We start from the raw sequence: 24,113 nt of genomic DNA on the forward strand, positions 1-24,113 counted from the left end.
CGCTCGCAATGACAGGCGGTTAAGCCAGCGGCTCCGTCTGGTGTACCATATCTAAATCCACTACGGCAATGCCATCTTCGCCGACTTCGTAGGCGCGGATGAAGCGGCGGTGCCACTCAATTTCATCGTGGGTGTAGGAGTTGCGGGCGTGCACGTCCTGGGCGAAGGTGTCGTCGTAGGCTTTGAGCTGGATGATGATTTCGAAATCCAGACGCTCGTAGTCAGCGGGTAGTAGGTTGTGGAGCGGGCTTGTAGAGGTGATGTCGTGCACGATGGTCCAACTCAGGGGGAAGAAGCTGATGGCGTCGCGTTCGAGCGGCAGCAGGGCGTAGGTCTGGTCGTTGGTGGCAGGGTTTACGGTTTTGAGCAGCACGCGGGCCTGCAGGTCGATGAGGATGTTGTTGCGCTGGTTGGCGATGCGGAATTGCAGGCAGGGCAGGCCATCGGGCCGGCGGCTGATGATGGCCGTGCGGCTGAAATGAATGCGCGCCGTGGGCCGCGAAAACCGCCCGTAGAGCAAGCCCGTGGCCAGCGCGAAGGTGAGCACGCCCACCAGCGCCTCCACGCTGCTGAGGAAACCGGTGGCGTTGGTGCCTGGGTACACGTGCCCGTAGCCGACGGAGGTGAAGGTCTGAATGGAGAAAAACAGGGCGCTCAGAAAATCCTGCACGCCGTCGTGCGGGGCGGCCACCCCGGGTAGGTCTTCGAGGCCCAAGGCCATGAAGGCGAGGGCAAAGGCGACATTTATCACCGTAAAAAACACCACCACCAGGCCGATAAACGGATACCAATCCATCTGGATGAGCCATTGGTACGGGTCGTGGCGGTGCGGGCCGCCGCGCCGGCGCACGTTGAATGAGCCGTCATGGTTGATGGCCCGCTTGGTGCGGCGCGAGAACTTTTCGCCGATGCCAGGGTCGAGGGTGGGCATGTGGTGGAGGGGCGGAGTAGTGGGTTGGCGGGGCAACGTATGACGACAAATAAACGTCATGCAGAGCGCAGCGAAGCATCTTTACCACAGCAGCAACCCAATCGACAGGATTAGCGGTGGCGGTAACGATGCTTCGCTGCGCTCTGCATGACGTTCAGACACCCACCAGCTCATTACTCCACCACCCCACCACATGAAAGGCGTTTATTCCCTCCTGCTCCTCACCATCTCCAACCTGTTCATGACGTTTGCTTGGTACGGGCACCTGCATCTGTTCAAAAAAATGGCCTGGTTTGCCAAACTGGGCCTGTTTGGCGTCATCATGGTGAGCTGGGGGCTGGCCTTGTTCGAGTACGTGTTTCAGGTGCCGGCCAACCGGCTGGGGTTTGAGGAAAACGGCGGGCCATTCAGCCTGTTCCAGCTCAAGGTGATTCAGGAGGTGATTACGCTCACGGTGTTCACGCTCTGCGCGGTGTTCGTGTTCAAAACCGACAAGCTGGGCTGGAACCATGTGGTGGGTTTCATCCTGCTGGTGGCAGCCGTGTACGTCATATTCAAAAAGTGGTAAGCCGGTAGCACTACTCGGCTTTTAATACCCGCAGCACTTCCGTACGGCCTTCTTGCAAGAAACGCAGATGCAGGCTGTACACGCCCACGGGCAGGCCCGTAGTGGGCAAGGTGAGCTGCCGTGCGCCCGCCAGCTGCGGCGCGGGAGCCATTTCCAGCACCTGGCGGCCCAGGGCATCGTGCAACGTCAGGCCCACGGGCTGCGGGCTGGCCAGGGTGAAAGTCACCTGGATTTCCGCACCGAACGGGTTGGGGAAAGCGGCCGTGGTGCTGGCCGGACGGCTGGCGCGCACGGGCAGCAGCTGCGCGAAAGTGGTGAGCTGGCCCCAGGTTTCAGTACCCTTGCGGTAGCCAAGCAGCGTGGTGGTTTCGGTGGTGAAGCTGGTGTATTCCTCCTGCGTCTGGCCCAGGCCGACGACCGTGAGCACGGAGTAGCCGGCATCGAGGTTGCTGGCATTGCGGAGGGAGGTACTGTCGGCCGTGATGGTGCCGCACTGCATATAGTCGGTGTGGCGCTGCACAAGGCGGCCGTTGTAGTCGGTGGTGCGCCAGGCGGGCAGGTGCACCAAGCTGCCCGTGCCCACCGAAACCGCCCCTCCCCAGAAGCCGGTGGGCTGGTCGAGGTGGCCCATGATGCGCGTGATATGCAGGGCCTGCACCACGGGCGCACTCAGCACGGGCGCACCGATGCAGTTGCGGGTGAGGGTGCGGCGTTGCAGCTGGTAGTCCAGCGCATCGCCGCTGGCACTGAGGGTGCGGCTAATGATGCTGTCACGCGTCCAGCGATAGTCAACGCAGCCGGGCAAGCCTGCATAGCCGGTGGTGGTTGTTCGGCGCAGGAATACATCGCCGGGCTGGAAATCATACACCGCAAAAGCACCTAGCTTATTAATGCCCAGGCCCAGCTCCGGCAGGGCCGTGAGCGTGAGCGCGGCCTGCGGCAGCCGGGCATTGAGGTAGTGCCCCAAGGCCGGGCCACTCACCCAGCCAAGGCGCTTGCCGAGCGTGATAACGGCCCCATCCGACAGGGTGATGGTGGCCAGCGAATCGGCCTGCCCCAGCACCGCGCCCAGCGTGCGGGCCGTGACGCGGGCCGTGAGGCCGGCCGCAGTAGCCGCCCACGCCTGGCCCAGCACGGCGCGGGGGCGCAGTGTGAAGGTGCGGCCGTTGGCGGCCGTAAGGACGTATTCGGCCCCGGGGCGCTGCGTTAGCGAGGTGCCAAAGAGGTTATCATTGCGCTGCACGTAGTAGCCGCAGTTGCCTTGCTGAGGCAGCGCACGGCCCCGGCTGGTGCGCTTATCGAACAAAAACAGCGAATCGGCGCCCTGTGCCTGACGGCTGGCCAGGCGCAACAGGTGCGTGGTGTCGCCGGGCGTGGCAGCGGCGCTGAGCTGATAGCTGAGGCCGAAGCGAAACGGGCGGTAGGCCTGCGCATGGGCAGTGGTGGCCCACAGGCCGGCGGCCAGCAGGAAAACCAGCGAGGAGAAGTGCTTCATGTAGTTGTGGAATGAAGGAATGGCACAGGTTGGGCGCGGCAGCACGTACAGTCTGCGGTAGGCGACTGGGGATAAATATATTAAAGGAAATTTGCCAACCACTTTTTTGGCCGGAAAAGCCGCCGATTATTCACCTGAAGAAAAATTAATGTGGCCTTCAGGCCGGCTTCAGGGCGCGATGGAAATTTTGTATCGTCGGAAGAGCAACCGGAGCTCGCCGACGCTTACGACTCAACTTTTCATCTCCCATATTTTTTTCATTAATCCCATGAATAAGCCCTTTTATTCGGTTGCCCTGCTGGCCGCTGCTCTGCTGGCTGGCACCATTCAGGCCGATGCCCAGACCGTCACCAAAGTCAAAACCAAAACCTCGAAATCAGCCAAAGCCACCGCCGGCAACCTGGCCACCCCACCCCCACCGCCCGCCGAAGGCGAAGGCCCTGACGGCCCCGATGGCCCCCGCCCGCCCCGTGGTCCGCGTGGCGAGCACGGCGGCCCGCGCGGTGAGCACGGCCCCGGCAAAGACGGCCCCGGCCGGCGCGGCGAACACGGCGGCCTGCAAACCATCACCGACGTGCGCGGCACCCTGAGCAGCTACGTGGCCAACAACGACGACCAAGTGTACGATGCCTTCATCCTGCGCCCCGCAACCGGCGCGGCCGACACCGTGCGCTTCCCGCGCCACCTGGGCCAGCAGCTGCAAGCCGCCGCCAAAGCCGGCAGCACCGTGACCGTGAGCGGCGTGCGCCACACCGGCCCCGACGGCCGCAGCCACCTCCGCTTCGTGAGCCTGACCAGCGGCAGCCAGACCATCAACGACGCGCCGCCCGTGCGCCCCACCACCCCGCCCACGCCGGAAACCGCCACCGCCAAAGGCAGCATTAAGGAGCTGCGGCGCGACCCCAAAGGCCGCATCCGGGGCGTGGTGCTGAGCGACCAGACCGTGGTGCAGCTGCCGCCCCATGCCTTGGAGCAGCTCAGCGATAAACTGACAGTGGGCGCGACGCTGGAAGCCACCGGCAACCTGCGCACCGCCCAGCCCGGCGAAGCCCGCGTGGCCGGCACCACCGCCCCGCGCGTGGTGCACGCCCAGACGCTGGCGCTGGGTGGCGTGAAGTACCTGGTGCGGTAGGGTTGGCCGGATTTTAGAATCTAAACCTATCAGCCCGTCATGCTGAGCGCAGTCGAAGCATCTCTACCGCGCAACTAATCAGATTTAGTATTGCGGTAGAGATGCTTCGACTGCGCTCAGCATGAGGTTTTTGCGTAGTACAACCTCCCATTATCCCCCTCATGCGCATTCTCATCGTCGAAGACGAGGCCCGGTTAGCCGGCTTCATTCAGCAGGGCCTCACCCAGGCCGGGCACGTGGCCGACGTGGCCGCCACCGGCCCCGAGGGTCTGGAGCAAGCCGCCACCACGCCCTACGATGCCGTGCTGCTCGACCTGATGCTGCCCGGCCAGAGCGGCCTCGACGTGCTGCGCAACCTGCGCGAGTTCGGCATCCAGACGCCCGTGCTCATCCTCAGCGCCCTCACCGATACGCAGCACGTGGTGAAGGGCCTCGAAGCCGGGGCCGTGGACTACCTGCGTAAGCCGTTTGCGTTTGATGAATTGCTGGCCCGACTGCACATCATCGGCCGCAAAACCGCCGGTCCGGCCGGGGCCGAAGCCCTGCGTCTGGCCGACCTCGTGCTTGACCCGCTGGGCCGAGTGGTCACGCGCGCCGGCAAGACGCTCAATCTCACCAACCGCGAATTTGCCGTACTGGAGCTACTACTGCGCAACGCCGGCCGCGTGGTGAGCAAAACCCGCCTCGCCGAGAAAGTGTGGGACGTGGACTACGACATGGGCTCAAATGTGATTGAGGTACACATTTCGCAGCTGCGCCGCAAGCTGGACCGGGATTTTGCGCCCGCACCGGCTTTGTTGGAAACGGTGATTGGGCAGGGGTACCGGCTGCGCGAGCCAGCGGCGACGGGTTAGAATAAGCCAAATGAAAAAGCACGTCATGCTGAGCGCAGCCCAAGCATCTCGCGTGTGGTAGTAACTCAATCGTTGCAACGTCTTTGATTAGTGGAAGCACGCGAGATGCTTCGGCTGCGCTCAGCATGACGTTCTTAAATTAACCCATGACCTCTTCTCCCGTCAGCCCCCCTTCCCCCACACCCAAAACCCACCGTTTCCGCCTGGGCCTGCGCGGGCAGCTGCTGCTGGTGTTCGGGCTGGTGTTTGGGCTGGCGACGCTGGCGGCGGGCAGCTACCAATACCGCAGCCTGGGCCGCCTGCTGGCCCGCGCCGACGACGACCGCCTGCGCCTGCGCGCCGCCCAGCTGTTGGCCCGCGTCAGCCTCGACCCCGAACCCACCCTGCCCCTGCCCGACCAAACCGGCGAAACCATGCGGCTGGTATTTGAAGTGCCTGGGCAGCCAGCCCGCGAGCTGTTCCGCTCGGCCCAATGGCCGGCGGACGATACCACCGGGCTGCCTCGGCCGGGCACGCCGGGCGGGCGGCTGGGCCGAGGCCGCGTGGTGGCCGTGGCCCGGCTGGCCGCCCCGCCCGGCCCGGGGGCCGACTACGCCGAGCCCACCGGCCGCCTCACGCTGTGGCTGGCCCACCCCGCCGCCCCTCTCGAAAAAGCCCTGGCGCGGGTGCGCCGCACCGTGGCGCTGGGCCTGCTGGGCAGCGCGGCGCTGGCCGGCACGCTGGCTCTGCTGGTGGCGGGCGCGGTGCTGCGGCCCCTGCGGCGCATGGCCGCGCAGGCCCGCCGCATTCAGCAAGCCACGGATATTGCGCCCCTGCCCGTGCCCAACACCGGCGACGAAGTGCAGGAGCTGGCCGAAACCCTGAACCAATTGCTGGCCCGCCTGCGCGGCCAGGCCACCGCCCAGGCCAACTTCCTGGCCGCGGCGGCCCATGAGCTGCGCACGCCCCTGGCCACCCTGCAAACCGGCCTCGACGTGAGCGGCCGCGACCCAGCCCTGCCGCCCGCCACCCGCGCCGCTCTGGCCGGCCATGATGCCGAGCTGGCCCGCTTGGGCCGCCTCGTGGACGATTTCCTGCTAGTGGGCCGCCTCGGGAATGGGGCTGCATTACCAATAAATCGACACTCCGTAGCGCTCGACGAATTGCTGCTGGCCCTGGCCGACCGGGAGCTACCGCGCTTTCGGGCAGCGGGCCGCACGCTCACCATCGAATTACCTGATGATGCAACGACCGCCGCTCTCACCACCGCCACCGACGCCGACCAACTCACTACTTTGCTTTTGAATTTGCTGGACAACGCCCGCAAGCACGCCCGGCCCGGCACCGGCGTGGCGCTGCGCCTACAGGCGGCTGAGAAAGGTCACGGTCCCGTTATCAGCATCGAAAACGAGTTAGCGGCCCCACTGGGCGAACATCTGGCCCAGCTCACCACCGCCTGGTACCAGGCCGACCCACTGGCCCCCGGTACCGGCCTGGGTCTCTGGATTGCCGGGCGGTTGGCCCACGGCCTGGGCTTGCAACTTGAGTTCCGCGAGCAGCAGGAGCAGCTGGTGGTGACGGTAAGTTTCCCAACGTAAGGTTCGCTACCGACCTTTGGGGCTCCTGCCACGCCTATTTTTTCGCCCATGAACATTCTGCTGGTTGAAGACGACCCCCGGCTTTCGGCCCTCATCAAGCGTGGTTTAGAAGAAGAACAGCTGACCGTGACCGTAGCTGCCGACGGCGAGCGCGGCCAGGAGCTGGCCCTCGCCCAGCCCTTCGACCTCATTATTCTCGACGTAATTCTGCCCCACCGCAGCGGGCTGGAGGTGCTGGCCGCCATCCGGGCGCAGGATGCGCGGGTGCCGGTGTTGCTGCTCACGGCTCTGGGCACGACTACTGATAAGCTCCAGGGCTTCGGCAACGGGGCCGATGACTATTTGGTCAAACCCTTCGATTTTGCCGAGCTGGTGGCGCGGGTGGGGGCCCTCACGCGGCGCGGTGGCGGGCAGCCCCAAAGTGCCCGCCTGGCCTTTGCCGATGTGCTGATGGACACCGCCAGCCGCACCGTGACGCGGGCCGGCCAGCCGCTGCGCCTCACCACCCGCGAGTTCAACCTGCTGGAATTGCTGCTCCGCCACCCCGGCCGCGTGCTGAGCCGGGGCGAAATCGCGGAGCACGGCTGGGACGAGTCCTTCGACGCGGGCAGCAACGTGATTGACGTGTACGTGAGCTATTTGCGCAAGAAAGTGGACCACGGCTTTCCCACCAAGCTCATTCATACCGTGACGGGCGCGGGCTACGTGCTGCGGCAGGAGTAGCAGAACGTCATGAAGAGCGTAGCGAAGCATGACGTTCTTTTGCGCCGCTAATCCAATTCGAAACCAACCCCACCCCATGACCATCCGCAACCGCCTGACCTGGCTCTTCGTGGGCGTGGTGGCCTTCATTCTGCTGGGGGTGCTCACTACGGCGTTTTTGTTGCAGGCCGATTACAGCCGGCGCGATTTCCGGCAGCGCCTGCGCGAGCGGGCGGTGGTGGCGGCCTACATCTACCTGGAAAAGGATGAGCTGCGCAGCTCGGCGTTCCAAGCCTTCCAGAAACAGTTTCAGCGCACGCTCACCGAGGAAATTATTCAGCTTTATGATACCAAGGGTGAGGTGCGCTTTGTGCGCGAGGATGCTCGCCTGGAGGTGCCGCCCGACGTTTTGGCCCGTATCAAAGAAGGCCACGAGGAGTATTTTGAGGATGGCACCCGTGAGGCGGTGGGCATTTTTTACCGCGACAACCAGGGCCAGTACGTGGTGGTGGCCGGGGCCGAAAACATCCGTGGCGAAGCCCGCCTGCAATACCTGGCCACCATTCTGGCCACTATTTTCGTGCTGAGCCTGCTGCTGATTTACGCGGCCGGGCGGCTGTTTGCGGGGCGGGCGCTGGCCCCCATCGCGGCCCTAAATGACCAGATGGACCGTATCTCGGCCCACGACCTGCACCGGCGCGTGGCCGAAAACCTCTCGGGCCGCGAGCAGGACGAGCTTTCGCGCCTCGCCCACACCTTCAACCGCCTGCTCGACCGCCTCGAAAGCAGCTTCGACGGCCAGCGCGCCTTCGTGCGCAACGCCTCGCACGAGCTGCGCACCCCGCTGGCCGCCAGCATCGGAGAGGCCCAGCTGGCCCTGGCCCGCGAGCGCGAGCCCGCCGCCTACCGCGCCGCCCTGCACGCCCTGCTCACCGACCTCACCCAACTCAACGCTCTGCTCAACCACCTGCTGGACTTGGCTCAGGCCGAAACCCCGCTGCCCGAGCACGACACCCGCATCCGCGTGGACGAGCTGCTGGCCGAAGCCTGTGCCGCCATCGACCCGGCCCAGCGCCCGCGCCTGCACCTGCACACCGGCCGCCTCCCCGCCGAGCCCGAGCAGCTGGAGCTCACCGGCAACCGCGCCCTGCTCAGCCGCGCCCTCATCAACCTCCTCGAAAACGCCCTGAAATACTCGGAGCCCCAGCCGGTGGCCGTCGACCTCGAATACGAGCCCGGCGGCGTACTCGTGCGCATCCGCGACCAGGGCATTGGCATTGCCGAAGGGGATTTGCCGCAGGTATTCCAGCCGTTTTTTCGGGCTGGCAATGCCCGGCCGGTGACGGGCCACGGCGTAGGCCTGCCGCTGGCCCGCAAAATCATCGAGCAGCACGGCGGGGAATTGAAATTGACTTCGCAGCTGGGCCACGGCACCACCGTACTGGTGCGCCTGCCCACGGCGTAACCACGTAGCGCGGACTTTTAGTCCGCGAATGCACAATTGCAACGGAAGCAGATGGCCAGAACTCGCGGACTAAAAGTCCGCGCTACATTTTTCTTTCTAATCGTATTCTAATGACATGCCGGTAGCCTTGCAGCAGTTTAACCACTGCCGCACTCTATGAACCTACCAAACCAGTCGCTAGCAAACCGCCACAGCCACGCCCACTACCGCAAAAGCACCCTCGCTTTTACGGCCGTACTCGGGCTCCTATTCTTCACCGCCTGCACCCCCTCCGATGCCGATGCCCTGGATGAGCCCGCGCCCCAGGCCGTCGTAACCCAATCAAAAGCCCTCCCCGAAACCACCCCGGAAGAGTTGGTGCTGAGCGGCGAAATCGCGGCCGATGCCAACCACACGGCACGGGTATTCCCCCGAGTGGGCGGCCAGGTGCTGCGCGTGGGCGTTGATTTGGGCGATGAAGTGAAGCAGGGCCAGGTGCTGGCCGTGCTGCAAAGCCGCGAAATCGCGGAGCTGCAAAACCAGAGCACCGCCGGCACCGCCGACCTGGCCGTGGCCCGCAAGAACCTGGCCGTGGCCGAAGAGCTGTTCCAGAACGGCCTAGCGGCCGGGCAGGACGTATTCAAAGCTCGCGCCGAGCTGGCCCGCGCCACCGGCACCGCCACCCGCAACCACCGCCAGCTCGACACCTACGGCATGGCCCAGGGCGGGCAATACGAGCTGAAAGCGCCCGTAGCGGGCTACGTCATCGAGAAAAACGTGGCGGCGGGCCTACGCTTCAACGCCGCCGACATGCCCGCCGCCTTCACCGTGGCCAACCTGGATAGCGTGTGGGTCATGGCCAACGTGTTCGAATCGGACCTGACGTTGGTGCACCGGGGTCAGGCCGTCGAAATCACCACCCTGAGCTACCCCAACCAGCCGCTGCAAGGCCGCATCAATCAGGTTTTCCACGTCCTCGACCACGACAGCAAGGTGATGAAGGTGCGCTGCACGCTGCCCAATCCCGGCCACCTGCTCAAACCCGGCATGCACGCCCAGGTGCGTGTGCTGGCAACTTCCACCAACTAAGCACGGCATGGCTATTCTCATCATCGAAGCCGAAGAAAAGCGCCGGGCGGCCGTGCAGCGGTTTTTGCAGCGCGCCGGCTACGTCACCGACCTCGCTCCTACCCTGGCCGCCGCCACTGCCCGGCTGGCCGCCCGCTCCTACGAATTCGTGCTGCTGGCCCAGTTCCTGCCCGACGGCGACGGCCTCACACTGCTCTACGAAGCCCAGCGGCGCGGCTCCCGGGCCGCCTTTATTCTTATGATGGCCACCGATTCGGTCCAAGACCGCCTACAGGGCTTCGCCGCCGGGGCCGACGACTGCGTGGCCCGCTCCACCACGCTGCTGGAGCTGGAGCGGCGGCTGCGCAGCATTGCCCGGCAGCGGTTTGGCCGGCCCCGGCCGCGCATCAGCTTCGGGCCGGGGTTTGAGCTAGACCTGGCGGCCCGGCGCCTGCGCCACGGCCCAGATGCGGTGGACTTGAGCCGTTCGCAGTTCGACCTGCTGCACCACCTGCTCCGGCACCGAGGCCAGCCCCTCACCCGCGAGCAGCTGGGCGCGCACATCGGCAAAGGCACAGAGGGGTCGAATTATATCGACGTACATATTATGAACGTGCGCAAAGCCCTGGCCCGCTTCGCCCCGCCCGATTTCCTGCAAACCGTGCGCGGCATCGGCTACCAGGCGGCGTAAAAGAGGTAGGGGCGGGGCCTGCCCCCGCCCGTCGTCCGCGCCGAAACAACGATTCCGTGCAACGACGGGCAGGGGCAGCCCCCGCCCCTACCTCGTATAATCCAGAGGCAAAACACCCCGCAAAAACCCCACGGCCCGGCCCGGCGTACCAGCGGCAGCAGCGCAGTTCCCGGCGCTGGCTGTTACTTGCCTCTATGCGTCACTTCTGCACTCGTTTACCGCTGGCTTTGCTGCTGGCGGCGTTTTCTATTTTCACCGCCTCGGCCCAGAAAGTGGGCCTCGTGCTCAGCGGCGGCGGGGCCAAGGGCCTGGCCCACGTGGGCGTGCTGCGGCAGCTGGAGAGAAACCACATTCCCATCGACTACATCGTGGGCACGAGCATGGGCGCGGTAATTGGCGGCATGTACTCGGCCGGCTACTCGCCCGATGAGATTGAGCAGATTGTGCTCAGCCCCGAGTTTCAGCGCTGGACTTCAGGCAAACCGCTCGAAAGCAAAACATTCAACTTCCTCACGGCCGAGCCGTCGCCCTCAGCCTTGCGCCTGGGCATTGCCATCGATTCCACGTTCAAGGCCCGCATCAGCACCAATCTGGTGAACGATTTGAACCTGAACCTGGCCCTGGCTCGCCTGCTGGCCCCGGCCTCGGCCAGCAGCAACTACAACTTTGACAACCTGTTCGTGCCCTTTCGTTGCATGGCCTCGGAGGTATTCACGCGGCAGGTAGTGGAGCAGAAAAGCGGGTCGCTGTCCGATGCCATTCGCAACTCGATGTCGTTTCCGCTGGCGTTCCGGCCCATCCGCAACCTCGACGGCAAGTATTACTACGACGGCGCGGTGTACGACAACTTCCCCACCAATACGATGAAGAAAACCTTCGCCCCGGACATCATCATCGGGGTGAACGTGGGCGACGTGGCCTTCAAGAAATACCCAAAAAACGACGATGCGCTACTGGCCAGCACGGTAGCCTTCCTGGGCACGAGCGTGGCCGATACCGGCAGCGTAGGCAAAAACGGCATCTATATTCAGCCCGATTTGGACGGCATGGGCGTGGGTGATTTCGACCGCGTGAAGGACTTCATTGCCGAAGGCGACACGGCTGCCAGCCGCAACATGGACAAGATTAAATCGCGCATCAGCCGACGCGTCGATTCGACGAGCTTGCAGCAGCGGCGGCTGGCCTTCCAGGGCCTGGCGCCCAAGCCGCGCTTCATTGAGGTGCAGGTGCGCGGCCTGCGCCCCGACCAGAACGAGTACGCCGCCCGCTTTTTCCCGCGCTCGGGCCGCGAGTATTCGCTCGATGACATTGAGGAAGGCTACTACCGCCTGGCGTCGGACGACTATTTCAAGAACATCTACCCGCGTATTCGCTACGACGCGGCGCGTAAAGGCTACATTTTCAGCGTCGATGCGCAGCGCAACAACAACGTGAGCACCGAAGTGGGCTTCGTGCTCAGCAACCGGCCCATCGACAACCTGTTTTTCGGCCTCGAATTCCGCTACCTGCGCCGGCTGCTCTACACCGCCTCGGCCGACGTGAGCCTGGGCCGCTTCTACAACGGCGCGCACGGCTCATTCCGCATCAACGTGCCGGCCCGGCTGCCGTTCTTCTTTGAGCCCGAAGTGACGTATAATCAATGGGATTTTCAGAACACAGGCGGGGTGCTGGGGCGTGATGTCATCAACACCCAGGTGCGGCAGCAGGACACTAAATTGGGCGGGCAGTTTGGCATCAGTCCCACGTTCCGCAGCCGGATATTGCTCGATGTGGCCACTTTCGTCACCAAGGACGAATACACCAACTCCAAGGAAATCAACACCTCCGATGTGCTCGATGCCACCGTGTTTAGGGGCGTGACCGGGGCCATCCGCATCGCCCGCAACACCCTGAATCGCAAGCAGTACTCCACCAGCGGCCACCGCTACGTGTACACGTTGCGCGGCGTCACGGGCTCTTCGGACTATACACCGGGCTCCACGGCCCAGCAGCCGGGCAGCTCGCAGCACCGCGAGTGGCTCCAATTTCGGGCCACCGTGGAGCGCTACTTTGCCCTGGGCAAGGAGCGCCACGCCTGGGGCTACTTCGGCGAATTGATGGCCAGCGGCCAGCCCACGTTCACCAACTACCGCTCATCGCAAACCATGTCGCCGGTTTTTGCGCCTTTGCCCGATTCGCGCACGTTGTTTCTCGATACCTACCGCTCGTCGCGCTACGCGGCCGTGGGCCTGCGCTACACCCAGCCCTTCCTCAAAAAGCTGGAATGGCGCACCGAAGTCTACGTGCACCTCAACGGCCAGCCCCTCAAACAAGGCGACCTGCAACAAGCCGTGCGCCAGTCGGGCTTCGACCGGCCCCGCATAACGGCCAGCACGGGCCTCATTTTCCAGACGCCGGTGGGGCCGCTGGCCCTGCACGCCCGCTTCTACGACGACCCGGCCGAGCGATTTGGCATCTACGGGCACCTGGGCTACCTGCTGTTCCGCAGCCGGGCGCTGGAATAAGGAGTTAATTCATACCTGAATTGTCATTCCGCCCGCCGGGAGGAATCTGAGTAAAACCGTTTAGCGGCAATGCTTAGATTCCTCCCGGCGGGCGGAATGACCGTTTTAGTCCAATGCCCGGCGTACTTCGGCAGCGGCTTCCAGCGGCAATAGGTGCCCGGCTCCCGGCACCACCTCAAACGGAGTACCGGCCGGTAGCAGCGGCAGCGTGAGCCGGCGTTGCGTGGCAGGCGTGATGGACGTGTCGCCCTCCCCTACCAGCAGGTGGCAAGGAACGTTCAACTGCGGCATCAGGGTGCTGATGTCTTCGCGGGCTCCTTGCAGCAGCCAGGTGGCCCAGGCGACCTCGGTGCTGCGCAGGTTATCGGCGATAACGTGGGCGCGTAGGGCCGCAGCCAACGGTTGGCGGGTGATTTTTCGGAAGGTTTTTTCGGCTTCTTCCCGCTTGCCGTAGGCGGCCAGCGAGGCAGCCCGGTCGGCCTCCGACATGGGCTCGCCGGCCGGCGGCGAGGGCGAGAGCAGCACCAGCCGGCGCAGGCCCGCTGGCTGCCGGGCGGCAAGCGCCAGGGCCATTTTGCCGCTCATGCTGTGCCCGATGAGCGTAAAATCCGTCACCTGCTGCTGCTGAATGTAGGCCGCAATCCAGTCGGCGTAGGCCCGCACCGAGTAGTCGAACTTCGGCGGCACCGGCTGCGCGCCGAAGCCGGGCAGGTCCGGCGTCAGCAGGTTGGCCTCGGGCAGCAGCGGGCGCAGCACATCGTATTCGCGGCCGGAGCCCGCCCAGTAGTGCAGGGCGATAATAGTAGGAGGCATAAGCTATATGGGTACGTAAGCATTACGGCCGGGCCAGTATAGCGAACGGGAATGCGGCCACAGCCATGCCGGATGGCTTTTGCAAAAAGAAACCAGCCAATACTTTACCGGGTTTTTCGTCATCATTTCGCCCCGAGCTTAATCCATAAAAATCATTGAATTAAGTGGTCCAGAAAGTTCTGGTTTGGTAGTGCGCGCTATTATTTCAGCCGGACCAGCGCAATCCAGTTTTGGGAAAGTGCCGTAGGTTCTGGCTCACTGCTAACTGACTATTTATTCATTACCCGGTTCTCACGTCTAACCCGCCTGCTTATTTCCGTATACGCTACTATTCTTTTCCGTTTATCTTACTCTTCAGGCGCTTGACCCGGACCGCTATTATGGGCCAGTAGCCAAGCTCCTTCATCCTCCCCCTGTATGAATAAAGCTCCGACGTTGCTCCCCGCAACGGACGAAGAAATCCTTGTGCAGCGCCTGGTAGCGCGCGACGAGCAGGCCCTGCGGGTACTACACGACCAATATTCCCGTAACCTCCTGACAGTTATCAACCGCTTGGTGCGCGATGAGACGCTGGCGCAGGATGTGTTGCAGGAAGGCTTGCTCAAGGTCTGGCTCAGCATCGACCGCTACGATGCCACGCGCGGCCGCCTGTTTACCTGGATGGTGCGGGTGTGCTGCAACCAGGCCATCGACGCGATGCGCAGCCCCCGGCACCGTTTCAACAGCGGCACCAAGTCGCTGGAAGTGGGCGGGGCGCAGCGGGCGCAAGCGCCTTCCTCCTTCAACCCCGAGCACATTGGCCTGCGCGAGCTCACCCTCAAGCTCAAGCCCAAACAGCGCGAGGTCATCGACCTGCTCTACTTCGGCGGTTGCACCCAGGTTGAAGCCGCCGAGCAGCTCGGCATTCCGCTGGCCACGGTGAAAACCCGCGCCCGCGCCGCCCTAGCGGTGCTGAGCCAACTGGCAAAGTAAGTTTTTTTTTTAGCGGGCCTATCAATAGTTTTATTGTCTGTCATCCTGAGCGCAGCGAAGGACCTTATCACGCCAGAACAACTTTCGTTCGGCGGTGATAAGGTCCTTCGCTGCGCTCAGGATGACAGACGTTTTTAAGCCCTCACCGCGGGCATTCCTCCCGCGTCAGGCTTTCGTTGATGACGATGGCGGCGCGGTTGCCATCGGCGGCGGCCAGCAGGGCTTGCTGGGTGCCGGGCTTGGTATCACCGGCTGCGTACAGACCAGGGATGGAAGTGTGCAGTCGGGAATCAACCCACACCGCGCCCTTGCTGGTGAGGCGAGCTCCCAGGTTGGCGGCCAGCGGCGTGCGCTGGTGCTGGGGCGCGTGCAGAAACATCGCAGCCCGCTCCAGCTGGTCGCCGTTGGCAAATTCGATGCAGCGCAGGTCGCCTTTCGACGAGCCAATGAGGCGGGTAATGGGCTCTTCCCGAATGCCGATTTTTTCGCGGTGCAGGCGGCGGCGGGCATTGGGCGTGAGGTGGCCGGGGCCATCCGTCACCACGATTACGTCGCGGCTCCAGCGGCTCACCAGCAGGGCCAGGCCCGTCACGGTGCGGCCCTGGCCGTACACGGCCAGCGGCTGGTTGCGCACTTCCCAGCCGTGGCAATAGGGGCAGTGGAGCACGCCCCGCCCCCACAGCTCGCGGAAGCCCGGCAGCGGCGGCAGAATGTCGCTCACGCCGGTGGCCAGCAGCACCCGCCGGGCCGTCACGGTGATGGGGGTATCGTCGGCCGTGCCGTGGCCGATGGCCCGGAAGCCGTGGGCCTGCCGCGTGAGCGTATCGATATGCAGGCACTGCACTTCCACGGTTTCGTAGGGTGCCAGTTGCTCCTGGCCCAGGCGCAGCAGCTCGGCTGGCCGGATGCCGTCGCGGGAGAGAAAGCCGTGCACGCCGGGCGAGGCGGCATTGCGGGGCGGGCCACCATCGGCCACCAGTACCCGCCGCAGGCAGCGCCCCAGCGTGAGGGCCGCCGACAGCCCGGCGCTGCCCGCGCCAATAATCAACACGTCGTAATCCAGTTCCATAACACGCAACAGCTGGTAGCCGGTTAGATTAACTCTGATGCCAATGCTCAGGTTATGGGTACGCTTCGATTTTATACAAAAAAAGGCCCTCCCCGCGTGGGGAGGGCCTTTTTGCATGGTCACCGGCCGGGGTCGGGGCCACATCAGTTATTCCTTGATGAGGCGCTTGGTCAGGTTGATGGTCTGGCCGTTGGCCTGGCCGCGCACCAGCAGGTTGTAGGTACCGCTGGCGATGGTGTTCAGGTCCAAAGCGTGGGCCAGGCCGGCTTCCAGCGTCGTGTTGAGGACTATGCGGCCGGTAGCGTCGAGCACGCTCACCTGGTAGCGGCCGGTGGGCAGCTGGGTCAGGTCGAGCTGCGTGCCGGTGGTGGCCGGGTTCGGGAACAGGACGATGGCCGGTACCAGCGTCGTGGTGAAGGTCACGGTACGCACGGGCGAGTAGCTCGTTTCGCCGTCGGTATCCATCTGCTTCAGGCGGTAGTACACCAGGCCTTTAGCTTTCGGGCCGATGCCGGCGTCGGTGAGGGCGTACTCGGTGGTCGTGGTTTTGCTACCCTGGCCTTTCACTTCGCCGATTTTCACAAAGTCGGTGCCGTTGAGGCTGCGCTCCACGTCGAAGTGGTCGTTGTTCTTCTCCTGGGCCGTGTGCCACAGCAGCGCCGCGTCGAGGTTTTTCACCGCCGTAGCCGTGAAGTCGGTCAGCTCAACCGGCAGCGGGAAGTCGCCGATGGTGTAGGAATACGTCAGTGAGTTAGTGCCGCCGTTGGCGTCGATGGTTGTCACGGTTATCGAATAGGTGCCGGATTTGAGGGCCAGGCGGTTCGAGACGTAAATCTGACCCGTAGCGGCATCGAGGGCGAGGCCGGGGGCCAGCGTACCACCCGTTTGCACCACGCTGGTGAGGCCACCATTGGCCGGATTCGGGTTCACGGTGCGGTCGGCCAGGTACTTGCCAAAGGGCAGCGAGCCATCGGCGTTGTACTTCACCGTGTTCACATCAATCAGGTTCACGATGACATCGTTGTCCTGGTATTTCACCGTGCGGCCTTTGGTGGCCGTGCTCGTGGCGGTCGATTTCTCGTCCTTGCCGATTGCAATAGTGTACAGGGCCGGGGCCGAAGTCAGGCCGGGCGTGTCGGTGGTGGTGTAGCCGAAGGTTACATTGCCCACATACGTCGGGTCGGTGGCCAGGATGGTGCCGCGCGGGTCGAAGTACAGGTTGGCAATCTGGGTGGCCGTGTAGCCTACGCCCGTAGCAGCGGGGGCAGTACGGGCGGCATCCAGGTACAGGATGCCCGTGTTGGCGGCTGGCAGCGAGGTCAGCGTGTAAGTCAGCGTGGCGGTCTGGCCGGCATCAGCATCGGTACCCGTGAGGGGCGAGATTTTGATGGGGCCGGCCGTGCTGCCGATAACGCCGGTCAGGAAGCTCGGCAGCGTGTTCACTACGTCGTAAGCCGTAGGCGTCTGGTCGATGGCCGTAGCGAAGGGTGTGGCCACCGTGTTGTTGCCCGTGTTCGTGTCGCCGGGGGTATTGGCCGTGGCCGACACCGTGTAGCTGGCATTAGGAGCATCGAAGGACACGTAGTTCACCACATCGCCGGCCGGGGTCACGCTCATGGCGTTCATCAAGGGGAAGGTGATGGTGATGGTGCCGCCCGAGGCCGGAGCCTGGGTGCTGCCCGCCGGGAAGCTGATGTTGGTAGCCGTGGCTGGGATGGTCACCGTCTGCGTCACCACGCCCGAGGGCGAAGGACCGTTGTTGGTCGTCACTACGGCGTAGGTTACGCGGCTGCCAGCGAGGGCAACAGCCGGGCCTTTCACACTGGTGGTCACATCCACCTGCGAAGTCACGGTGATAACCGCGCTGTTGGCATTGTTGCTGGCAACGGCATCGGCCGTGGCCGAAGACACGAAGGACGTACCCGTTACCGAACCGCTGGCCGGGGCCTTGAAGGTCACGTTGTAGCCCGTGAGAGCCGCTGCGCCCGAAGCGAGCGAGTTCACCGAGTTCCAGGTTACCAGGCCCGTGGTATTGTTGTAGACACCACCGGTGCCGCCGGCTACGGTTACCACGTTGCTGCCATTGGCCAGGCCGGCCGGCAGCTGCACGCGGGGCACTACGGTAGTGGCCGTGATGCCGCCCGCCAGGTTGCTGAAGGTCGCGTTCAGGGTAACCGAAGCGCCCGGGGTTACCGAGCTCACGCCGCCCGAGATGCTGATGGACGTGGCCAAATCGGCCGAGCCCGCTACCGAAGTAGTAGCGCGGGTGGTGAGGGCATCAGCGCGGTTGTTGCTGAGGTCGGTGTCGATGGTAGTGCTGCCAACCTGGGCCCGGGTTACGGGCACCAGCTGCGTCACATCGGGCATCTGCACCGTCACGGTGTTGGCCACGCTGCCGCCGCTGGGCAGGTTGGTAGCCGTGGCGAAGGTGACAACGCCCGTCGCGTTGTCGTAGCTGGCACCGGCAGCGTTGCCGTTCACCAGTACTGTGCCGCCGCTGGTGGTGAGGCCGGCGGGCAGTTGCAGGGTCGAAACGATGGAAGCCACCGGCACGGGGCCATTGTTGGTCGTGGTCACGGCGAAGGTGACGGGGCTGCCGGGCAGGGCTGAGGCCGGGCCGCTCACGGCCACCGTTACATCAGCGGCCGGCGTCACGGCCAGTACGGTCGTGGCCGAGTTGTTGGTGCTGCTGGTTTCGGTGGTCGAGGTACGCACGGCGGCCAGCAGGGCCAGCTGGTTGCTGCCGGTGGTGGAAGCCGAGGGGTCGGTAATCACGCTGGCGGGCACATTGAAGGTGATGGTGTTCACCTGACGGCTGGCAGCAGCAAGGGGGCTGGCCAGGGTGAAGGTGGCCACGCCCGTGGCGTTGTCATAGGTACCAGCGGTGGTACCAGCGAAGGTCACGCCGCCGTTGGCGTTCAGGCCAGCGGGGAGCTGCACGGTCTGCACCACGTTGTAGGCGGTGTTGGCACCGGGGTTGGCAGTGGTCACGGCATAGGTCACGGCCTGGCCCACGGTGGCGGTAGCCGGGCCGGCCAGCGTGGTGCTCACGTCGGTGGTAGTGATGATGTCCACTTTCACTTCGCCCACGTTATCGGCCGGCACGGGGTCGGCGTTGGCTTCGCGCACGGTGGCCGTAGCCAGTACCGGGCCGCTGGCCGGGGCCGTGAACTGAATGGTGAACGGCAGCGGGTTGGTGGCCTGCGGCGCGAGGCTGGCAATGGTGGTGAAGGTCACAATGCCGGTGGCCGAGTCGTAGGTACCGTTGCCTACCGTCACGCCGGTGAGGCCGGCGGGCAGCTGCACTTGCTGCACCACGGCGGTGGCAGTGCCCGCGCCGCGGTTGCCGGCCGCTACCGTCAGGATTACGGCAGTGCCAGCGGTGGTCACCGTCTGGTTCGAGCTGATGGTGGTGTACACGTTGGCGGGGGTGCCCACGCCGGCTACTACCGTCGTGCTCACCGTGGCCCGGTCGTTCGAGGCAGCACCAGTGTTGGTGTCGCCGGAGTTATTATCGCCGGGGTTGACTGCGCCGTTGGCCTGCACGTTGGCAGTAGCGCTGTATGTGGCAGCCGGGGCGGCAAAGCTGATGGTGTTGGTCACCGTCTGGCCGATGGGCAGCGTGCTCAGGGTCGGGAAGGTCACCACCGTTTTGTTGGTGCCTGAGTTGTAGGCGGCCGTGCCGCCATTCGAGATGTAGAGGCCGGTAGTCGTACCATCGGCCGCCAAAGTCAGGTTGCCATCGAAAGTCACCGTCTGAATAACGCTGGGAGCCGGCGAGGCCGAACCGGCCGCATTGGTGGTGCGCACTAGGTAAGTAACGAGGCCGCCAGAAACCACCGGGGCAGCCAGGCCCGCGCCATCTACCGAGCCGGTGATGGTGGTCGACACATCATACGAAGGCGTGATGTTCACCGTGTTCGTGGCGAAGTTGTTGGTGCGGTTCAGCTCCGGGCCGTTGCTGCCGGCCGTGCTGCCGATATTGGCCGTAGCCGTAATCGGGCCGCTGGCGGGCGCTTTGGTGAAATTGGCCACGTAGGTGTTCGTGGTGTTGGCCGCCAAAGAAATGGGCGAGGGCGTGAAGGTCACGAGGCCCGTGGCGTTGTCGTAGGTCGGTACCGTGCTGGCCGTGCCGTTGATGGTGAAGGTCACCGCGCCACCGTTGCTGGTGAGGCCGGGCACGAGCTGCAGGGTCTGGGTTACGTTGCTGGCGGCTACGGCGCTGGCATTCTGGGCCGTCACGGTGTAGCTCAGGGCGGCACCGGCCGTCACGTTGCTGTTGTTGGCCGGGCCGGTGATGGCGGTTACCAAATCCAGCACCGGCGTTACCGATACGGTCAGGTTGGCCTGGTTCGAGGTTACGTTCTCGGTGTTTGTGACGGTGTAGGGAATCGTCACGTTGCCGGTGAAGGTCGTGTTGGCCGGCGTAAATTTCACCTGCCCGGCGGGCACACCCACCGTGGTGTAAGTGCCCTGGCCGGCCACCGTAAAGGTGGTGGCCGACTGCCCGGCAATATTGTTGGGATTCAGGTTGATGGTAGCGCCCGTGAGGGTACCCACGCTCGCCACGTCGTTACCGGTCACGCTGAAGGTAACCGGGGCGGCCGGGTTGGCCGTGATGGTGTTGAAGTCGTTATTGGCCGTAATCGTCACGCAGTTCACACCCGCCACGCTATTGGCAATGCTGGCGCTGATGGCCGCGCTGCTCACGCCGGTAGCACCGGCTTCTGAGCCAAAGGCAACCGGGCCAGGCAAGGTGGTACCGTTGGCCGCGCCGTTGGTGGTGGCCGTGGTAGCGGTCACGCCATTGGTAAGGATTACGCCGCCGCCGCCGCCGCCGCCGGGGCCGTGTAGTGCAGCAGCATTTTGAGTACCCTGGCCGTCGTTAGTACCGCCCGTTCCACCGTTGGCCGACAGCGCCAGGCTGGTAGCCTGGTTGTTGGTAGCCGTAACAAGGATGGAGCCGCCGGCCCCGCCGCCGCCGCTGCCGTCGTTGCCCACCGTATTGTTAGCATTCGCGCCATTGGCCAGGATGCTGCCGGTACCCGTCAGAGTGCCCGTCCGCACCAGCACGATGCCGCCACCGGCCGCGCCGCTGCTGGCAAAGCCGTTGTTGGGCGTGCCCGTGCCGTTGTTGGTAGAGCCGGCTCCGCCGCCGCCACCCATCACCAGGCGGCTGCTCGTAGCCGCCGGGAAGGCTGCACCGGGCTCGCCGCCCACTGCTGTGGCACTGCTCCAGGCGTTGCCGCCACGGCCGCCACGGCCGCCGTTGGCGCCGCCGCCGCCGCCACTGTTCTGGTCGTTATTGAGGGGGTTGGCATCCGTACCGCCGCCACCGGCGTTGCCGGGCGCGCCGCGGCCGTTGTCGCCGCTGGGGTAGCCGTCATTCAGGCCAGCCGGCAGCAGCGTAGGATAGCCGGTAACCGCGGCGCGGGTATCGAGCAAGCCGTTAGTCGGGTCGTTCACGTAGCGCGGGGTACCGGCCAGGCCTTCACCCTTGGTACCATTCGTGTTTTGTGCGGCCGACGAGCGGTAATCGATGCCAGTAGTGCCGGTGTTATCGCCACCAAGCTGCCGGCCGGCACCGCCCCGGAAGCCCAGGCCCGAAGCGTTAATGTTGAAACCAGCCAAGTCGAGTTTTGCGGCCACATCGAGGGCCACGATGCCGCCGGTAGCCCCGTTCCAGGCCAGCGGCGAAATGGTGGCGCCCAGCGTGAGGTTTATGTACTGCGGCACCCGGATTACCTGGAAGGTGCGCTGGCCGGTGGTACCGGTTGCCACGGCGTTCACGTAGCTGTTTTTCAGGCCCGAGGCCAGGGTGATGGTGCCGCCGGCCGTAGAGAGGACCGTAGCGCTGGTGCTGGCTACGGTCACGTACTCATAGGTACCGGCCTTGAAGTTGGTGGATACGCTACTGCCGTTGCCCGAACCGCCGGCCACGCCGTCGCCGTAGGTATCATCGTTGCTCGTGTTGATGTCGGCACCCTGCATCTGAATCACCAGGAGCAGGTCGCCGGGGGCAATATTGGTAGCAGCGCCGCGGGCCACGCCCACGTTGATGGTGGTGGCACCCACACCCAGCGTCTGGGCGGCCGTGCTGGGGTAATACGTATTCGGGTTGGCCGAAATCGTGGGCGACAGGTCTTTGCCAGCCGTGGCGCACGGGGCGGGCGTACCAGCCGCGCCGGTAGCCGACGTAGTCGTCGTCACGTTGGCATTGGCCGCCGTGCCGTTGTTGTCGGCGGCGTTGTTGTCGATGGTAGTGCTGGTGCTAGCGGCTTTGCCGGTGGCCGTTGCGGCCGTGGCCACAAAGCTCACCGAGTTGATAACCGTCGCATTCACCGCCAGCGAGCCGTTGGTAAAGGTCACGATGCCCGTGCTGGGGTCGTAGCTACCATTGGCCGAAGTGGTTACCGTAGCCGGCTTGTTGGGAAGGGTAATGGTCGTGACCGTGCCGGCCGCGGCGGCCGTGCCGTTGTTGGTGGTGTTAGCCAGGTAGTACACCGTCTGGCCCACCACGGCGGTCGAAGGGCCGCTAATGATGGTGAGCAAGTCGGCGTTCGTGACCGTTAGTGTGCTACTCACCGAGTTGTTGGCTTGCTGCGCTACCGTTTCTTCGGTGGTAGTACCGGCCGTGGCCGTGTTGGTATAGGTGCCAGCCGTGGGCGGCACCGTGTACGTGTAAGTAAACGAGTTGCTGGCCCCGGTAGCCAACGCCACGGTGCCAAAATTGATGGTGTTGCCCGTTACCGTGCCACCGCCGTTGTTCGTTACCACTGCCCCGGCGGGCAGGGTCACCACGCGCGACACGGCCGAAGAAGCATCGCCGTCGTTACCAAATTTCACGGTGTAGCTCACCGAACTTCCAGCCACCACGGTAGTGGGGTTGGGCACGGCGGTATACTGGGCATACACGTCGGCCTGCGAGCAGAAGTTGAACGCCGCAAAGCCCATAATCTGTTCGCCCGGGTTGTTGTAAGTGGTTTGGGCGTTCTTGTAAGTAACCACCACCCGGGTCACCGTCGATGGGAACAATACCGTTACGTTGCCGTCCGTAGTCGTATTGGTATTCGTACCGATAATCGTGTTGTTGCCGTTCCAGGCATTGGTGCTGTTAGTACCCAGCGTTACATCGCTGGCGCTCAGCGCAATCGGCGAGCCGCCGGTAGCCGTGGCGTAGCCGTCAATCTGCACCCAGTCCGTCCAGCCATTGCCGTTCGATTGGCCCACCGCTTTGTCGATGTCATTTAGCGTCATCGAAAAGCCATTAGTAGCCCGGTTGAGCGTAAACGTTACTTGGTTATAGTTGGCGTTGGTATTGGTCGGGGCCGTGCCACCATTGTTACCGTAGTCCACGTCCCACAACAATACCTTCCCGAATGATTGGTCCTGTACGACCGTGAGGGTAGTAGTTTGGTTTGATGAGTTCGTGGCATACCCCGATGAGGTAAGGGTGGTGGCACCTGTGGTGAGAGTGCGGCTGGTTTTCCAGTCTTCACCCGCCGTACGCGCGCTGAAATTGAACTCGCTCACATCGGCACAGGTCCGGGCCTGAACGCGGTTGGCCGCCTTCGGATTAACAGACGGATTTTTCCCGGGAATAAACACGTCTCTCATGTTTACTGGTGCGCCAGTGCCAAGGCTTGGCACTCCCGCGTTGCTCGAGGGCCTGTTCTGGCTCCAGCCAGGCAGCGCCAGCAGCAGCAGAAACAGAAGTCGTAAGAGAGGTTTCATAAAATGTGGAGAAGGGTATTAGAAAAAAAATATTATTGGTAAGTCCTTGTTTTCAAAACAAAAAGCTGCGCCAACGGTGGCGCATTTCACCTTCTATATCTGCTACAAAACTATTTCTGTGGAGGAAGCAGCAGAAATGCACTTCGACCAAAGCGGCATCATTCCAGACGAACACCCGGTTTGGGCCCTATTAAAATGCATGAGCACCGTATGGGCATTCAGTCAAAACAATTGACACTTGTTATAATCCCAATCAGGATTCCCTTCCCGGGAATCCCCCGCATTCCAATAGTTGAATACCTGCAAGGCAATCACAATTAAAAAGGAGAGTTTTCTGTTGATTTCCAGCCGATTCGTAATACGTTTTTCGCTACTGTGCTCGCGCGGAAACATGCTTGAGCACCTCACAACAGTATATTTCACGGCATTTTTGCATACGAACCTGACAATCGTATCGGATTGTCGGGATGGGTACTGCACTAAGTCAACCACACAAAGTTCCTCGATTTGATATTTCCGAATAATAATTTTATTATGGAATAATTATATTTACGGCCAT

At 63.6% G+C, this 24,113-nt stretch carries 15 protein-coding genes; 10 read left to right on the top strand and 5 right to left on the bottom strand.

Annotated elements, in window-relative coordinates; all coding sequences use genetic code 11:
* Positions 1–19 precede the first annotated feature (19 nt).
* Positions 20–931: an ion channel gene (locus tag ACYU70_RS14800; RefSeq protein WP_342299973.1), complete on the bottom strand. Its 912-nt coding sequence runs from the start codon at positions 929–931 to the stop codon at positions 20–22.
* 193 nt (positions 932–1,124) lie between these two features.
* Between ACYU70_RS14800 and ACYU70_RS14805 the strand changes: the two genes are divergently transcribed.
* The gene (locus ACYU70_RS14805; RefSeq protein WP_342299975.1) at positions 1,125–1,499 is read left to right on the top strand and encodes a DMT family protein; all 375 of its coding nucleotides are present in this window, start codon (positions 1,125–1,127) and stop codon (positions 1,497–1,499) included.
* 10 nt (positions 1,500–1,509) lie between these two features.
* On the opposite strand, the gene ACYU70_RS14810 is transcribed toward ACYU70_RS14805, so the two are convergent.
* On the bottom strand, positions 1,510–2,994 hold the full coding sequence (locus ACYU70_RS14810) for a hypothetical protein (RefSeq protein WP_342299976.1): 1,485 nt from the start codon (positions 2,992–2,994) through the stop codon (positions 1,510–1,512).
* A gap of 268 nt (positions 2,995–3,262) precedes the next feature.
* Between ACYU70_RS14810 and ACYU70_RS14815 the strand changes: the two genes are divergently transcribed.
* The 8 genes from ACYU70_RS14815 to ACYU70_RS14850 all read left to right on the top strand — a co-directional run bounded on the left by ACYU70_RS14815 (position 3,263) and on the right by ACYU70_RS14850 (position 12,966).
* A complete protein-coding gene (locus tag ACYU70_RS14815) occupies positions 3,263–4,126 on the top strand; it encodes a hypothetical protein (RefSeq protein ID WP_342299978.1) in 864 nt (287 codons plus the stop codon).
* A 161-nt stretch (positions 4,127–4,287) separates the two neighbouring features.
* Positions 4,288–4,980 (top strand): response regulator transcription factor, encoded by a 693-nt coding sequence (locus ACYU70_RS14820; protein WP_342299980.1) that lies wholly within the window; start codon positions 4,288–4,290, stop codon positions 4,978–4,980.
* 146 nt (positions 4,981–5,126) lie between these two features.
* A complete protein-coding gene (locus tag ACYU70_RS14825) occupies positions 5,127–6,557 on the top strand; it encodes a sensor histidine kinase (RefSeq protein ID WP_460616035.1) in 1,431 nt (476 codons plus the stop codon).
* A gap of 48 nt (positions 6,558–6,605) precedes the next feature.
* Positions 6,606–7,280 (top strand): response regulator transcription factor, encoded by a 675-nt coding sequence (locus ACYU70_RS14830; RefSeq protein WP_342299984.1) that lies wholly within the window; start codon positions 6,606–6,608, stop codon positions 7,278–7,280.
* Positions 7,281–7,356: 76 nt separating this feature from the next.
* Entirely contained in the window at positions 7,357–8,724 is a 1,368-nt protein-coding gene (locus ACYU70_RS14835; protein ID WP_342299985.1) for a sensor histidine kinase, read from the top strand.
* Between the two features lie 156 nt (positions 8,725–8,880).
* Positions 8,881–9,792 carry an efflux RND transporter periplasmic adaptor subunit gene (locus ACYU70_RS14840; RefSeq protein ID WP_342299986.1) on the top strand — a complete coding sequence of 304 codons (912 nt, stop codon included), beginning with the start codon at positions 8,881–8,883 and terminating at the stop codon, positions 9,790–9,792.
* A 7-nt stretch (positions 9,793–9,799) separates the two neighbouring features.
* The gene (locus ACYU70_RS14845) at positions 9,800–10,462 is read left to right on the top strand and encodes a response regulator transcription factor (RefSeq protein ID WP_342299987.1); all 663 of its coding nucleotides are present in this window, start codon (positions 9,800–9,802) and stop codon (positions 10,460–10,462) included.
* A 194-nt stretch (positions 10,463–10,656) separates the two neighbouring features.
* On the top strand, positions 10,657–12,966 hold the full coding sequence (locus tag ACYU70_RS14850) for a patatin-like phospholipase family protein (protein WP_342299989.1): 2,310 nt from the start codon (positions 10,657–10,659) through the stop codon (positions 12,964–12,966).
* A 105-nt stretch (positions 12,967–13,071) separates the two neighbouring features.
* Here the strand turns inward: ACYU70_RS14850 and ACYU70_RS14855 are convergent, their stop codons facing one another.
* Positions 13,072–13,779, bottom strand: coding sequence for an alpha/beta fold hydrolase (locus tag ACYU70_RS14855; protein WP_342299991.1), 708 nt, complete (start codon positions 13,777–13,779; stop codon positions 13,072–13,074).
* Positions 13,780–14,196: 417 nt separating this feature from the next.
* Here ACYU70_RS14855 and ACYU70_RS14860 point away from each other — a divergent pair, with 417 nt between their 5' ends.
* Complete coding sequence (locus tag ACYU70_RS14860) at positions 14,197–14,751, top strand: RNA polymerase sigma factor (RefSeq protein WP_342299993.1); 555 nt, start codon at positions 14,197–14,199, stop codon at positions 14,749–14,751.
* 142 nt (positions 14,752–14,893) lie between these two features.
* On the opposite strand, the gene ACYU70_RS14865 is transcribed toward ACYU70_RS14860, so the two are convergent.
* Positions 14,894–15,820, bottom strand: a complete 927-nt coding sequence (locus tag ACYU70_RS14865) for an NAD(P)/FAD-dependent oxidoreductase (RefSeq protein WP_342299995.1) — start codon at positions 15,818–15,820, stop codon at positions 14,894–14,896.
* A 147-nt stretch (positions 15,821–15,967) separates the two neighbouring features.
* Positions 15,968–23,554 (bottom strand): hypothetical protein, encoded by a 7,587-nt coding sequence (locus tag ACYU70_RS14870; protein ID WP_460616036.1) that lies wholly within the window; start codon positions 23,552–23,554, stop codon positions 15,968–15,970.
* Positions 23,555–24,113: the final 559 nt, after the last annotated feature.

This window comes from Hymenobacter segetis, from assembly GCF_054776495.1.